At 63.6% G+C, this 16,666-nt stretch carries 4 protein-coding genes (1 of these 4 only partly in view); 2 read left to right on the forward strand and 2 right to left on the reverse strand.

What is annotated here, in order from left to right; genetic code table 11:
- Window positions 1–8,076, reverse strand: partial view of a hybrid non-ribosomal peptide synthetase/type I polyketide synthase gene (locus tag CLV41_RS15600; RefSeq protein WP_103223334.1) — the 5' end (the start) only. 14,667 nt of this gene lie to the left of the window's left edge; only the first 8,076 of its 22,743 coding nucleotides appear in the window; it begins with the start codon at window positions 8,074–8,076; its stop codon lies off the left edge, out of view.
- Entirely contained in the window at window positions 8,073–14,606 is a 6,534-nt protein-coding gene (locus CLV41_RS15605) for a type I polyketide synthase (RefSeq protein WP_103223335.1), read from the reverse strand. Before CLV41_RS15605 ends, CLV41_RS15600 begins: the two co-directional genes overlap by 4 nt.
- A 410-nt stretch (window positions 14,607–15,016) precedes the next feature.
- Between CLV41_RS15605 and CLV41_RS15610 the strand changes: the two genes are divergently transcribed.
- A complete protein-coding gene (locus tag CLV41_RS15610; protein WP_408013946.1) occupies window positions 15,017–15,706 on the forward strand; it encodes a 4'-phosphopantetheinyl transferase family protein in 690 nt (229 codons plus the stop codon).
- A gap of 55 nt (window positions 15,707–15,761) precedes the next feature.
- Window positions 15,762–16,544, forward strand: a complete 783-nt coding sequence (locus CLV41_RS15615) for a thioesterase II family protein (RefSeq protein WP_170107216.1) — start codon at window positions 15,762–15,764, stop codon at window positions 16,542–16,544.
- Window positions 16,545–16,666: the final 122 nt, after the last annotated feature.

Consider the following 16,666-nt stretch of genomic DNA (forward strand, 5'->3'; position numbering starts at 1 on the left):
AAGCGTGACAATGAGATCCTCAAGCGGGCCCTCGACATGAGCCACTTCCGGCCGCGACAGCAGCAAGGCCCGTGCAACCGCGCTCTCCAGCGGATCGGAAACCACGGTAAGACCGCCGTTCGCGGCCAGCACCGCCGTCAGTCCGGTCGCCCCGCCGTCGACATGCAAATCACCGGGACAGCCGACAGGGGCCTCCAGCCCGGCCGTATCCAGAACAGAAACCGCGACCCCCGCAAGAGGCTCGAACCTTGCAAGGCTGCCTTCGACAGGGCTGGAAAAGCAATGGCTGCCCAAGGCCAAGCCGGAAAAAAGCGGCCGCAGGACCAGCCGCACGCTGCTGCCTTCCGCGAGCGTCGCCGCGATCGACTGCGCATAATTGTCATAGGGCGAACCGGTGCAATCGACGATCAGGCGAACCGAACTGCGTGTCTCTCTTCCGGCGATCCAGTTCCGCACCATCCGCTGCGGAAGCACTATTGCCTGAACCGGCTCGGGAATATCGCCGATGCGCAGCCGGACCGCACCCAGAAGTGCAGCGGCAAGCGCCTCCGGCGACGGGGTCCCGGCAGGCAGTGTCACCACCGCGCCCTCTTCCAGAGCGCAGGCGCTCCGCCACGCGGCGATGCTCCGCGTGGAAAGCGGAAGACTATCTGGAACCGGCAGCTCCAGACGTTCCGCCAGCGCCGTCACGGCTCCGGAGAATCCGGAAGCACCGACCAGCGAAGCAGCTGTGATTTCCCGCCCATGCGCATCGACCGCCAGAACACGTTCCGGCGCGTTACTCAAAGCTGCCGCCACGGCTTCAGCCAGGTCCTCGATCCGTTCAGCGTCCTCCGGCTGCCGCCGTCCGAGCTTGCCGATAGCCTGCGCCGGTTTCCCGCAGAGATCGCTCAGGATGGAGGTGTATTCCTCCGCCCATGCCGTAATGGTGTCCGGGTCATGGCTGCCTGAATCGAAATCGAAATCCAGCAGGATTTCGTCGTTCTGGACAATAGCGTTCAGAGAGAGCGCATATTTCGGATCGCCGACCGGAACCGGACGGACGCTCACCGGATGCCCGCCGAATGCCGTCAATCCGGGGTCGCGATCCAGATTAAAGCCGACCGTGAGAGCAGGCAGAACAGCCGCATCCGTGAGGGCATCCTGCGGACGCACGCTCTGGTGGTCGAGCAGCGCCATGATTTCGCGTTTGATCCGTTCGAGAAGCACCTCGCCCGGTTCGCCGCCATCGACTTCGAGTATCAGCGGCACGGTCATTGCGCACTGGCCGACCAGTCCTTGCGCATCCATGGCGGCCTGGCCCGGCACGGGAATCCCGATCGCCGGCCGCGCCGCGCCCGAAAGTCTGGCAACAAGTGTCGCATAGGCGGTTAGCAACACGGCGAAAAGCGAAGCATTCCGCGCTTCGCCGAAGGCCTCCAAGGCCTGGACGGCCTTGGTGTCAATCACATGTCGCAGACGCTGCCCTGTCCGGGAACCGCCCCGCAGCGCAAGACGGTCGGACGGAAGCACAACCGGCTCGCTCCCGGTCTCCAGCTGCTTTTCCCAGTAGTCACGCGCTGACACCAATGCAGCCGGATCGGGCTTTTCTGACCAGCGTACGAAATCCGCAAACGATGGTGCGGGCAGCAACGATGTGCCCGTTTTACCCTCATAGAGCGCTGCCAGTTCCGATATGACCACGCCCATGGACCATCCGTCGCAGATGAGCGGATGCGCGCGCATCGCAACCAGCGTGTGTCCGTTATCAAGATCGAGCAGGTCACAGGCCAGCAGGGGCCCATGCGAAGCGTGCATCCGGCTCGCCGCCAGGTCCGCCACCCATCGCGAGCCGTCCGTATCGCGCTGATCGGCAGGAAGCTGCGAGAGAACCGACGTATTGACGCCGGGCATCTCGCCACCTGGAACCAGCAGGCCGTCGCGCACGCATCTCGTCTGCAGGATATCGTGACGCGAAACCACGGTTTGGAGGGCATCCCTGAGCCGGTCCGCGTCGATACGTCCGGCGACATCGACAACCAGGGTTTCCACCCGTTCTCCGTCCCCGTGCTTGAGAGCCAGAAGCCGCATCTCCCGCTGGGTGGCCGTCAGCACCAGAGACCCGGGCAGCGCCTCATTTTCCGCCGTTTTCTTCTTGCCGGAACCGTCGTTGCCACCACCGAAGAAGCCACCCTTCAGCAGGTCGCGCGCGGCTGCTTCCATCGCCTTTTCGATGGCCGCGATATCGGTGTCGCTATGAGCGGTCGACAGGAAACATGTCCGCCGTTCCCACGTGTAGACACCCTGCAGCACCAGCGAGAAGAAGAAGAGCGAAAGCTCCAGCGTCTGATAAACCTCCCCCTGAGCCGTCACCTGGCGCAACTGGAACTGCGACGCGAAGAAGGCAATGCGGAACGGAATGCCGAGGCGTGCGAACATCGCGTTCAGCCTGCCGGTCATGTCCCGGGTGCGGGCGCTGAGGTCGCGTTGGAGCGCCGGACCCTGCATCTTCAGATGATTGAGCGTGGCGCGCGCGCTCGCCATGGCCAGCGGATGGCGGCAGAATGTCCCGCCAAAGAAGATTTGCGTCGTTGTCGGCCCGCTGTCGTCGCCGTACGTCCACGCCCCGCCATCCATCGGATCGATGAAACGCGCCTTGCCCGCGATGGCGCTGATCGGCAGACCGCCGCCCAGGACCTTGCCATAGGTGACGATATCCGCCTTGACGCCGAAATACGCCTGCGCGCCGCCGGGATGGCAGCGAAATCCGGTGATCAGCTCATCGAAGATGAGCGTGATGTCCCGCTCGCCGGTCAGTTTGCGCAAGGCATGGAGGAAGTCCCGTGGCTGCAGTTCCGGATTGCGGCTCTGGACCGGCTCCACCAGCACGCCCGCCAGTTGATCGGCCTCCGCCGCGATTGTCTCCAGCGCCGCTTCGGAACCGTAATCGAGCACGATCACGTCCTCGATCTGGTTTTGCAGGATACCCAGCGAGGCGGACATGGTTCCGAGCGGACTGCCGAATGCCATCGCTCCATCATAGGACCCGTGGAAAGAGCCCCGGAAAATCGCGATCCTGGATTTGCCGGTCACGGCACGCGCCAGACGGTACGCGGTCATCACCGCCTCGGTCCCGGTGTTGCTGAAGGCGACCCGCTCGCAGCCTGTCAGATCGCACAGCAGCTCCGCCGTTTCCTCGGCCAGGTCGCTTTGCGTGGCAAGCTCCATGCCTTCGCTGAGCTGCTTGCGGATGGCCTCGGTGACGAAGGCAGGCTGATGACCGAGCAGATCGACTCCGAACCCGCAGGACAGATCGATATAGCTGTTGCCGTCGATATCCCGGATGCGGCTGCCTTCCGATCCGGCCGAGACGATCGGATAGACCAGTTCCTTCAGGTCCGGATTGTAACCGATGGTGGCGATCCAGTCGGCAAGCTTCGGACGCGCCTTGCCCGCATAGGTCTTGGAGGCGGCTGTCCGTTCCGTGTAGCGGGCGATCAGATCCCTGACGTAGGCGCGCTGGCGATCCGTCAGATCGCTTCCGGCCGCGGCCAGGGGAGCGCCGGCGGCCGGCATCGTGGCTGGATGGGATTTATTCCTCGCCGTATTGACCGGGGGTACCGGCGCAACAGCGGCGGCGGGCCGTGGCGGGCTGGCTTCCACACGTTGCCCTGACAGAAGCGCGATCTGATCGGACATCAGCTTGAGCTGCTGCTGCACGATCGCTTCGAGCGACGTGCCTGCGGCTGCCGTCGGCAGAGGAACGGCCGGCACAAACGTTTCCGCCACGGGATGAGCCTGAAAAACCGGCGGCTCCGGCCGAGGAGAGGGCGCGGCAACAGGTGCGGGAGGAACCACTTCGGCAAGATAGTCGGCGATCCGCCGCACCGAGGACAGTTCTTCGTGGAACCGGCTCATCTTCAGATCGACACCAAAACGCTTCTGCACCGCGTTGCGCAGCTGCATGAGGAGCAGCGAGTCCATGCCCAGGGCGAACAGATTGCTGTCCAGATCATGACCGGCGATTTCGATACCGCTGATCGTGCGGATGAGGTCGCTCACATCCTGCAGGTGGTCCGCCCGTGCGGATCGCTCCGCGAGGGACGCTGTAACAGGTGCCTGAACCTCTGTTCGCACGGCTGGTGCGGCCGGTATTGCCCCACTCGCGGACTGGCCGGTGAGACGCGCCACGATGGCCGCCTGAACAGGGGTCTTCTTGTCGTCTCCGGGCAAGGTAAAGACCTCTTCAATAATAAATCCGGCTTGGGCAAGAGCGCTTTTCCAGCCGGGAACGCTCAGAACGGGCGAGTGTGCGATACGGGCGGTTTCATCCTCGTAATGCCACCAGCCCGGAGTCAGTCCGAAAATCATGCCGACGACATCATGCAGCCGTGTGACTTCGTTGACGATCAGCCGCCCTCCCGGCCGCAACAGCTGCGCCGCATTCCGAAGCGTCTCGACGATATTGCGGGTCGCATGCAGAACGTTGGACGCAACGAGCACATCCTGACTGCCCGGCTCGAAGCCCTGTTCGGACGGGGAGACCGTCACGTCGAAGGTGGCGAACGCCATCGAAGGCCGGCCGCCGGTCCAGCGCTCCCGCGCCGGCATGACAAATCCGTCGCTCACATCGGTGAAGGTGTAGTGAACCGGACGCGGATCGCTTGCCAGACTGTCCACAATGCCGCGCGTGACCCCTCCGGTGCCGCCGCCGATTTCCAGGACCCTGGGTGTCTCCAGGCCGGTCAGCGCGGCGGGGACAGCCAGCGCCATGACGGTGTTGAAAGACCGCGACAGATGCCCGTCGCCGTAAAGACCGTCGAGCAGCGCGGTAGACCCGCCGGGCATGAGCACTTCCATCGGATCGCGCATGCCGCGCAGAACGTCCGGCAGGGCCTCGAAACAACGGGCCAGCAGATCGAATGCCGCACTCAGATCCGCATGGCTTTGGCGCAGGCGCGCCTCTTCCGCTTCCGTCCCGGCGGACCAGCCGGAGTAATCGGTCTGCGTTGCGCGATCCGCTACATAAAAAGCGTCGCCCTTGCGCTCCAGCCAGCCATCGTCAACAAGAATGTCGAGATACCACCGCATCAAACGCTCGTGGCCGGGTGAAATTTTGAGTGCCGCGAGAAGGGCCTGCGCACTCGTTTGCGATCGGGCAAGATCGAACAGACCGATCGCCTGGGCGAAGGAGACCAGCCGCCGCCGGCCGATACGGGCGGTGGCATCGAGACCGGCGGCTATGCTTTGCGCTGAGGGCCCTTGTGTTGTCAGCCAGCTGTGGACCTGAGCCCAGCGGGGATCGGAAGAAGCGCCTTCGCGCATCTGCTCTGGCAGCGCGAGCGGCATGGCGTAGGTTTTACGCTGGAAGGGATATGTCGGCAGCTTGATCCGCCTTGCTCCATCGTCCGAGTGAAAGCTACGCCAGTCCACCTTGACGCCGCGCACATGCAATTCGCCGAGTGTCGCCAGCACCTGCCGCCAGCCGCTGGTGGAGCGGCGCAGGCTCGGCAGCCATGCCATTGTGTTCCCGGCGCCGGCGTTTTCCTGGCCGAGACCCGAGAGCACCGAGGATGCTCCGATTTCGAGAGCCGCCGTACATTCGCGGCCACGCAGCGTTTCCAATGCCTTCATGCATTGAACCGGTTCGAGCAATTGCCGCGCCCAGACGGCGGGATCGGTAATCTCTTCGGCGCTCGCCGGTGCTCCCGTCATATCCAGAATCAGTGGAATCGTCGCCGCGCGCAGCTCGGCCTTGGCGACACGGGCGCGAAACTTCTCCGCGACAGGCTGCATCAGGGGGCTGTGGAAGGCGCGGTGGATCGGCAGGAGTTTTACCGTGATGCCGAGCGCGGCAAGCGCCTGGATCAGCGTCTCCATCGCTTCCGGCGTCGCCGAGACGGTGGTGTTTTCCGGCGCATTGAATGCGGCGATCGCGACGTCGATGCCTTCGCCGCGCGCCGTTTCCAGGATCTGCTCCGCGGAGGCGAAACAGGCCGCCATGCGGCCCTCTCCGCTGTCACTGTGAGCAAGCTCTCCGCGGGCGATCACCAGATCCAGCGCGTCGTCCAGCGATAGAACCCCGGCCGTATGCGCGGCCGCGAAATGTCCGAAGCTGTGACCGAACAAGACGGAAGGCGTTACCCCCCAGGCGCGCCACATGGCGACCAGAGCCGCCTGCAGGGCGAAAAGGGCCGGCTGCGCGATCCGGGGATCGTCGAACGCTGTTTCGGGGGCCTTTCCCTCGAACAGCAACCCGGCCAGCGATTGGCCGAGAACCGGGTCGAGTGTGACTGCGCAGCGGTCGATCGTATCCGTGAAAGCCGGCACGGTTCCGTAGAGGTCCGCGCCGACACCGCCCTGCAGTCCACCCTGGCCGGAAAAGACGAAGGCCGTTCGCGCCGCTTCATTCGGGTTCGCGCTCCCCAGCAGGATACGCCCGGCGACCGGCTCCAGCGGCCCTTTCAGGAGATCCGTCACCTCCTTCGGCGTATCGCCGATTACGGCGGCCCGAAGCTCGTGATGCTTGCGTGTCGTATTAGCGTTGGAGCAGACGGTCTGAAAATCGTTGCCGGGCGCGTCAAGCAAGTGAGCCATTTGCCGGGCTTGAGCCTCAAGCGCTTCAGTCGAACGGGCTGAAAGCGTGAGGATCTGTGCAGGCCGGCGGCAGGCTGATTTCGGGACAGGCGCCGCCTCCGGCGGAGACCCGATCAGGGCATGGGCAACCGTGCCGCTGAACCCGAATGCACTGACACCCGCCAGTCGTGACACAGCTGTCCCGACCTGCGGGACCGGACCGTTCCACGGGCGCGGCCGGCTGACGACTTCGATCGGCGCGGCGTCCCAGTCGATGAAAGGATTTGGAGTGTCAAAGTTGCAGTTCGGGGGAATGTGACCGTGCTGGTGCGCGAGCACAAGTTTGATGATGCCGGCCATACCGGCTGCCGCTTCCAGATGACCGATATTCGATTTGGCAGACCCGATAAGCAGCGGCCGGTCGACGGGCCGATCCGGGCCAAAGACTTCCGCAAGCGCGGCAATTTCGATGGGATCGCCCATCTGTGTGCCTGTTCCATGTGCTTCGACATAGTCGACGTCCGCCGGTTGCTTTCTAGCGCCGGTCAGCGCCGCACGGATCACCTGCACCTGCGAGCGGACGTTGGGCGCTGTCAGGCCGTTGCTGCGGCCGCCATGGCCGACGGCGACGCCGTGGACAAGCGCTTGTATCCGGTCACCGTCCCGCTGTGCGTCCGAAAGGCGCTTGAGCACCAAGACACCGCAGCCTTCACCCCGGCCATAGCCGTTGCCTGACGCATCGAAGGTTCTGCATCGCCCGTCCGGCGCCAATGCGCCGAGCTTCGACAACGCCGCGAAGACTTCGGGCCCGAGCATCAGGCTCACACCGCCGGCAAGCGCCAGATCCGCGGAGCCGCGCCAGAGCTTCTGACAGGCCTGGTCGAGCGCCAGCAGGGACGATGCGCATGCTGCATCCACAACACCTGCCGGCCCGCGCAAATCGAATGTATAGGCGAGACGGCCGGCCGCGCAGGAATGCGCCACGCCCGTCCCGGTATGCGGCGTGATCCGGCTCAGGTCGTCGGAAAAGAGGCTTGCGCGGGTGTAGTCCGATTTTTCCAGCCCGATGAAAACCGCCGTCTGGCTGCCGGCGACCGCATCGATTGGCAGGCCCGCGTCCTCGAAGGCTTCCCATGCCACTTCCAGCAGCAATCGCTGTTGCGGATCCATTGCGGTAAGTTCCGCGGGCGCGAGACCGAAAAGGCCGGCATCAAACCGGTCGGCGCGTGCGTCGAGAAAATGGCCCCGCGTGGATACGAAAAACGACTCTCCGCCTTCCACCGGCTCCCACCGGTCCGCAGGGACTTCCCCGGATGTGTCGCTCCCGCGGTTGAGCACGTCCCAGAATGCGTCCGGATTGTTCGCACCGCCGGGAAACCGGCAGCCCATACCGATGATCGCGATAGGCTCGTTTTGGCCGGAAAGCGCCATTTCCAACCGTTCTTCAAGCAGGGTTATAACGTCAAGCGCCTGTTCTTCCAGCTCGCGATCCTGATCGGAGGGAATGACGCCGGCGCTCATTGATACTTCTCCAGCTTGCGCCGCAATGCCTCGCGGACTGCGGAGCGGCTGTCTGGCTGCCGTTCGCCAGTCCGCGACCCGGATTTCTTCTTTACCGGTGGCGGCGTGCCGGCCGCCGCTTCACCGAAATCGAGTGTTTCTGCAAGATGAGCGGCAAAACTGCGGATCGTGGGAAATTCAAAAAAACGCGTGATCGAAATCGGATGATCGAAACGGGCTTCGACGGCCTTGCGCAACTCGACGATCGTAAGAGAACTGACCCCGAGTTCCCGAAGGCTGAGGTCGGGATCCAGCCGGTCCGCCGGTGTCTGGTTCTCCGCCTCGATAATTTCCGCGAGCTCGGAAATGAGGGCGTCCGTCCGTTCGGACGCCGGAAGCGCTGCGATACGCTGCAGCGCTGCGTGATTTTTTATAGTGCTGACAGGCGGTGATGCGGAAGGTTTCAAAACGGCTTCCGGTTCCCGCTCGATCGACAGTTCGCACAGCCGGGCCCGGTTTGCGGTGTCCGGCAGATAGTTCGTCCATTTTTCGGCGTCGAATTCGGCCAGGGCGACCACGGGTTCGCCCGTCGTCCACGCCCGTTCAAGCCCGTCGAAAAGCACAGCCGGGGAAAGGGGAACGATACCCAGCGCGGGAAGATCTCGATCCGCCACGGCACCCTTGGACGTCATTCCGATATTTTCCATGATACCGGCCTGAAGACTGAGAGAGGGCAGCCCCTGCGCGGCGCGCATCCGCGCCAGCGCATCGAGCCCGCCATTGCCCGCGGCATAGGCTCCCTGCCCCGGCGGCCCCAGCAGGGCCGCGATGGAGGAGACGCAAACGAAATAGTCCAGCGGCAGATCACGGGTCAGCTCGTGCAGTATCCAGCCGCCGGTGATCTTGGGATCCGTCACCTCCCCGATCAGCTCGGGCGTCAGCAAATGAACTATGCTGTCCTTGAGCACACCGGCGGCATGGACGACCCCGCGCAAGGGCATTTCACCGCCAGACAGGCGATCAATCAGCGTGGTCATTTCGGCCCGGTCGGTGGTATCCACGGCCACCGCCTCAAGCCGCACCGATTCCGTGTTCAGGCGCTTCATCGCGGCTTGAACCTTCGGGCCCGGTTCGCAGCGGCCGGAAACGACCACCCGGCCCGCCCCCCGGGCGACAAGCCACTCGACAAGCGCAAGCCCGAGACCGCCCGTACCGCCGGTCACGAGATAGCTCGCGTCGCTGCGCAGTTGCCAGGAGCGGACCGGGACCTCGTCCTTGACCGGTGTCACGCGCTCCGTGAAGAAGTCGGGGCCGTCGAGACGCAATTCGTCCTCGCTAAAATCCGACACATCGCTGCGCAACAAGGCGGCGAATCCGGCCAGATCCGCATCCCGCGCCAGTCGCGCGCGCGCGCCTTTCAGCTCGGGGTGTTCACGCGCCACGACACGGAAGAGCGCTTCCAGCGCATCCGGTCCCGGGTCCTCGTCCACCGCATCGAACGTGGCCAGCCAGAGCCTCGAACCCTCGCGGGCGAGCGCAGTCTGAACCACGTTGGCGACATCCGCCAACGCCTTGGACATCCGCTCCGGCGAGGAGGTTCCGGCAATGTGAACGAGCCAGCCACTGTCACCCTGGTCTAGCGCCATTTCGCCGGACACCGGAACAACCCGGCATGGTCGTTCGGCTTCGACAAGCTGCCTGAGGTTTTCCGCGGCCTGCATGCCCCTTGTATCGTCCGGACCGTAGATGATTGTGAGCGGTGGCAATTCGTTTGCGGCCAACGGCATGGTCACGGGGCGGGCCGCCGTTGTGAACATCCGCGCCAGCTGCGCATCGCCCTCCGTCGTCAGAGCGTCCCACGGCCTGAAATCCTCAAGCCAGAAGCGCTCGCGCTGCCAGGGATAGGTGGGCAGATCGGGCAATACGATACCGACGGGCAGAAGTTGCGTGCGATCCGGCGCAAGGCCCCGGCAGGTCAGCTCGGCCAATGCGTCAGCCAGGCTCACGGCGCCCGGTTCGCCCTTTCGCAAGGTTCCGATACAGGCGTCCGTGCTCACTCCGGACCCGGCGGCTTCCGCGCAGGCCGCAATAACGGGCCGGAGCGCCGGATGCGGACCGATCTCGACAATATCCGTGCACCCGTCCGCGAACAGTGCGGCCATGGCATCGGCAAACCGAACCGTGCCGCCAACATTGCGGCCCCAATAATCTGGAGTGGCCTCTTCGGGCTGAAGCAGACCGCCCGTGACCGTCGAATAGAGCGGAACCAGTCCGGGAACCGCCGCAAGCCCATCCAGTTTCTCGGTTAGAAGGGCGGCCTCGGCCGCAACATGGCGGCCGTGGAAAGCATAGTCCACGTCAAGATCGGTATTGCGGATACCCAGCCTGTCCAACCGCCCGGCCATCGCGGCGACGGCATCCGCGTCGCCCGACAGAACCACCTGTTCCGGCCCGTTGACGACGGCGAGATCCAGCCCGTCGACGGCGGCAAGGTGGGGTGCGACGTTCTCTTCGCTCAATGCCACGGCGAGCATGCGTCCACGGCCCGTGGCCGCCTGCATGAGCGAGCCGCGCAGGGCGACGAGCCGAACGGCATCCTCCAGAGACAGTATCCCCACGACGTGATGCGCCGCGATCTCGCCCACGCTATGGCCGATCACGGCGTCAGGTGTCAGGCCCAGTCCTTCGAGCAGCCGCACAAGCGCGACCTGCACAGCGAAAATTGCCGCCTGAGCCCTGTCGGTGCGGCGCAGCAGGTCTCCACCCTGTACGTCTGTCAGGGTTTCGCGAACCGTCCAGCCTGTGAGCGGAGCGAGCAGAATATCGACGCGGTCGATTTCGGCGGCAAAGGCCTTGGAGCGGCCGAGAAGATCGGCCCCCATGCCGGCCCACTGGCTGCCCTGCCCGGTAAAGACGAAAGCCAGCTGATGCAGCACATCGCTGCGCCTGCGTCCCATACGCAGACGGCCTGAACCGCCCTCCGCGAAGGACTTGAGCGCCGTCCTGGCCGAAACGACATCCTCAACAGCACCGGCGGCGATATGCCCGAAATCGGAACGGCTTGCGGCGGTCGCCGCGCAAAACATGCGCAGGTCGGTCTCCGGCCGCGCGTCGAGATAGTCGCGGAGTTGCCCTGCCAGCGCGCGCAAGGCCTCAGGCGTGGCGGCCGAGAAGGTAAGAATGGGCAGCGGACCGCCTTCTTCTGCTTCCGCTACGTCCGCAACCGCCCGGTCCGCGGCCTGTTCGACGATCACATGGGCATTCGTGCCCGATAGACCGAACGCCGAAACGCCGGCGCGGCGCTTCCCGTCACCGGAGGGCCACTTGCGTGTTTCGCTCACGACCTGCAGAGGCCCGGAACCCCAGGCGATCCTGTGGTTCGGCGTTTCGAAATTGAGGCTCGCCGGCAGGACGGCATCGCGAACACACACAGCGGTCTTGATCAGGCCCAGGATTCCGGCCGCGGATTCCAGATGCCCCAGATTGGTCTTGGCCGATCCGATGAACAACGGCCTGTCCGCCGGTCGGTCATGGCCGAATACCCGGTTCAGCGCTTCGGCCTCGATCGGATCGCCCAAAGGGGTGCCCGTTCCGTGCGTCTCCACATAGTCGATCGCACTGGGCTGCAGTCCTGCCCGGGCAAGCGCCCGGTTGATCAGCGCGGATTGCGCGGGACCGCTCGGCACGGTCAGTCCGCTGCTGCGCCCGTCCTGATTGAGCGCTGTGCCGGATATGAGCGCGACGACCGGATCGCCATCCGCCAGCTGATCGGCCAGGCGCAGCACCACTGCGCCGCAGCCTTCGCCCCGGACATACCCGTCGGCCCGATCATCGAATGCCCGGCACTGCCCCGTCGGCGAGAGCGCCGAAACGGCCTCGAGCTTGGCATGCCCGTCCGGACCGAGGATCAGGTTGACGCCGGCCGCGATCGCCGCGTCGCATTCACCGGCAATGAGGCTTTGCACCGCCAGATGCACGGCCGCAAGCGCGGAGGAGCACGCCGTATCCACCACCATGGCCGGACCCTTCAGGCCAAGAGCGAAGGCGAGACGACCGGCGGCAACCGCCGATGCGATGCCCGTATAGGAAAACTGGTCCGGCTTTGCGTTTCTCCCCAGACCGTATTCTCCCGGTCCGATACCCACAAAGACGCCCACCGATTGCGTGTTGCGCTCCGCACCGCTGAGCCCCGCCCGCTCCAGCGCTTCCCAGCAGACCTCCAGAAGCAGCCGCTGCTGCGGATCCATCGCCGCCGCTTCCGCCCAGGAAATACCGAACACGGCCGTGTCGAACATGTCGACTGTTTGGAGGAAACCGGCGACCGGACGCCTGCGCGCGGGAAGATTTTCAGGGGCTCGGCCATCCGGCAGCGGCCCGATCGCCGAACGGCCTTCGGCGAGCATCTCCAGCAGGCTTTCAGGCGTCGAAATGCCACCGGGAAACCGGCAACCGATGCCAGTGATCGCCACCCCCGGCTGGACCGTGACAGCTTGCGCACCGCTTCGCCCGGGAGCTTCCGCGCTCAGGGCTTCGGCAAGCGAGAGTAAAGTCGGATTATCGTAAAGCTGCGCGACGGAAATCTCCCGTCCCAGCGTCTGGCCGGCATCCACCAGCAGAGCCATTGCCCGGGCCGAGTTGAGACCCTGATCGGCAAGCGGCCTGCGAATATCGATATCCGGCCGGGCGAGCAACCGGACCGCGCTGGCCTGGAGCACGCCAAGGATCTGCCGCGTGCGGACCCGCTGGTCGCCTGCGAGGCGTCGCGCGTTTACCCGCATCAGCCGCTCAAGTTCCGCCGCCGCACTGTCGAACGCTCCCGACAGATACTGTCTTCCCAGAAAGTTTCTGCGGATTTTGCCGCTTGAGGTTTTTGGAACCGCCGTGATCGGAACGACCCGGTCCACATTCCATCCACCCTGCGCGGCAAGCGCACTTTGAACGTCGCGCGCCAACCTGGCCAGCGCGGCATCGACCCGTCGGGCATGCAGAAAGATGAGGAGCTGTTCGCTCTGCGCGTCAGGATCGAAGACCGACGTTGCGACGACCCTGCCGAGGTCAACCCCCGCAATGGTTTCTGCCACCCGTTCGATATCGTGAGGATAGAAGTTCTGGCCGCCCTGGGTGATCATCTCCCTGATCCGGCCGGTAATGAACAGCCTGCCGTCGCGCAACAGGCCCAGATCGCCGGTCCGAAGCCAGCCGTCCGAAGTGTAAAGCGCGTCATGTGGCAGGTTGAGATAACCCTCCGCCGCACTGCGGCTCTGAAGCTGAACCTCGCCGATACGGCCTTCGCCGAGATCGGCACCGCCCTCTCCCGCGATGCGCAGCCTGGTATTTTCAATTGCCCGTCCGACATCGACCAGCAGAACCTCGTCCCGCGGCTTGTCGGGCGGGCGCACCGTATCGCCGGGACCGAGCGCGGCGCGGCTTGCGCTGAGGGTACGAAGTCCGTCGCCGGGAACCGGGACCGACACAGCCAGCGTCGCTTCGGCAAGACCGTAGCCCGGATACATCGCCGAACGCGGGAGGCCGGTCTCGCTCACGAAGGTCATGAACGTTTCCCACAGTTCCGCCGAGATGGGTTCCGCCGCGTTGAACATCAGCCGGACACCGGAGAGATCGTCCCGCACCGGAGTGCCGCCCTCGGTCACTTTCAGGAAATGCTTGAGGCCGAAATTATTGGTGCAAAGAACGGTCGCTTTCAGCTCCGCGGCACGGGCCAGCCAACGCCGGGGCCGCTGTACGAAGGACTTCGTCTCGATCTGCACCTGTTCCGCTCCAAGGGCGAGCGGCAGGAGATGCATGAGCATCATTCCCATGTCATGCGTCAGCGGAAACCAGCTCAGGAAGACATCATCGGAACATGCCTCGCAACTGGTTCCAAGATCCGCCAGATGCGCGAGGATCCGGCGGTGGGTAAGGACCACACCTTTCGGATCGCCCGTCGATCCGGAGGAAAACTGTATGAAGGCCGTGCTGTCGGGGCCCACGCCCACGGTTTTGAGGCGAAGGCGCAGAACCGCATCCTCAAGTCTGTTGACCAGTGCACCATGGCTCAACTGCTTAGCGGCAAGGATACTCAACACGTCTTCAAGACCGTGTGCCGCCGATATCCTGTCGAACGGCGACGAGAGATCCCTGTCGGAAATCAGCCACGGCGATCCGAGAACCTCCGCCACCCGCAAGACCTTGAGCGCCGCCTCATCGGTCGCGCCGGACTGCAGGGGGACCGGCTGCGCTCCGGCGAGCAGACATCCCCAGAAACATTCAAGGAAATGCCGCGGCGCGCCGATCATCACGATCACGGCGTCTCCCTCGGCAACGCCCGCCGCCATCAGGCCGAGAGCGATCCGTTCCCCTGCTTCGCTTAGCTCAGCATAAGACTGGTAAGTTTCACCCTGTATTCCGTAATGAATGCCCCGATCCGGATTTGCCTGCAGCAGCAGATTGCGCAGATCCTCATCCGTCCCCGCGAACTTGATCTGACTGGCCTCGCCCACCGGTTGTGGTGACTTGTCATAAGAGACCCGCACTGGTCCGGATTTCTGCAATTCGAGCCCCTGGCGATCATGACGTGGGTTGCGGAAAGGCTTCTAGCGTGCAGCTATACAAGCGAATATTCCAGTCAAATCTGCATTATCGTCCTGAGATAGGCAAACATTGTAATAAGTGTCAATATGAGATTTAAACCCATCCAGAGAACACTTCGCGAGACCTACCATAGGTTGCATTTTTATAGTCAAAAGTACTCGATCCGCCAACAGAGCGGAAAGGGAAAATACATACATTAATACATTATTGAAAGTCCCGCAGCGGTTTTGCAAGCCCTTGCGGACCAACTCGGACATGAATTAAGAACAGGGTTCCGCCCGCAGAGAGGAACTAATTTCGGCACGGCCGATTTGCCTCGACGGATCGGGACGTTCTCAGGGATCGTGAGCGCCGCCGGAGGAACGTGTCTGTGCAAATCCAATCATCAGATCCGCCCCGTTCCACCGGATGCGTCGATATCTTCAGGGCCCGGTTTGAGGAGTTGTCCGATGATTGCAGCTTATTGAGCGAAGCCGAAATAGAACGGGCGTCGCGGTTCGTGCGACCGACTGATGCGGCGCGCTATCGTGCCGGCCGGACGTGGGTACGCCGGAAAATCTCCACCGAATTGGGCGTTCCCTCATCGGATCTTGCGATCACGGCCGGTCCTCACGGCAAACCCGGACTGCCGGGCGATCCCATCGGCTTCAACGTGACCCACTCCGACGAGGAAATCTGGCTCGCCATCTCCGCCGGGCCGGTGGGGATCGACCTCGAACCGCCTCCACGGGACGATCCGGTGCCGCTGTTTCGCCAGATCGCAGCGCCCGGCGAGTGGCGGCAGGCGCACGCGGAGGGAATAACCGCGGAACGGTTTCTCCTGCTGTGGACCGCGAAGGAATCCGTGCTCAAGCTGCTTGGCACCGGGCTCATGACGGACCCTCGCACGATATCGCTCGGTTCGCTCACCGCTACAGGACCGGTGACCGGCAAAATCGCCGGTCGGTGGATCTCCCTTCAACGTCTTCCGGCGCCCGCGGGGGCGGTGGCTCATGTCGCAACCTTCGGCAAACGCCTTGAGATCCGGCTTTACGATTATGAATGTCCGGAGATATCCTGACACCGGACACGACTTCACAGATGTCTTTTTATCCTGCCCCGGAAAGCTGCTGCCCGTGATCGCTACCGCTTCAAGAAAAAGCCCATGGCTTCCCCGCGCCGAAAATCAGGCAGCCGCGCCTCTGCGGCTTTTCGTACTGCCCTTCGCCGGAGGCGGTGTAGCGCAGTTTCAGGCGTTTTGCCGGGCCGCGCCCGACTGGCTCGATGTTCAACCGGTTCAACTGCCGGGCCGCGAAAACCGCATGTTTGAACCGCCTGTCGGAAATCTGGCGGAGCTGGTGGAGATCCTGCAGTCTGAGGTTGCACCCCATCTCGACAGGCCCTATGCGCTTTTGGGTTATTCCATGGGAAGCCGGGTGTCCCTTGAACTTGTGCATGCGCTCGCGGCGGCGGGACGGCCTCTTCCGCTTCAGCTCATTGTCGCGGCCCATGCGGCTCCGGCACTGCCTTCCAGAATCCCGCGGATTGAATCGCTCGACTCGGAAACTTTCTGGGATCTGATCGCGGGATACGAAGGCACGCCCGAGGAAGTGCTGTGCAACGATGAGCTGAAAATGCTGGTGGAACCAACTTTGCGTGCGGATTTCAGCATTGCGAGACAGGCCGTGACCCGAACCTCTGCCCCGTTGGATCTTCCCATTCTTGCCATAGCCGGACGCCATGACACCTATGCCGGACCGGGCGACATGCAGCCCTGGAAAAATGAGACAAGTGGTTCATTTCATTTGCAAATCGTTGACGGCGGTCACTTCTTTCTGCACTCTCACCCGCACGCATTTTCAAGCTGCGTATTCGAGGCGCTGAAGCCGCTATCAGAAAGGCATGGCCTCGGGAACTGAACCGCGCGGATTGTAATGAATTGGCAATTCGAAACTTGATTCATCAGCATTTTTTACAATCACATCGGGATTTTTCGTTGTCGTTTGGGCGTTTTTCCATTAGGTTCTCGCTGCTTCGCTCT

The sequence above is a fragment of the Roseibium marinum genome (assembly GCF_002906165.1).
GTDB classification, from domain to species: Bacteria; Pseudomonadota; Alphaproteobacteria; order Rhizobiales; family Stappiaceae; genus Roseibium; species Roseibium marinum.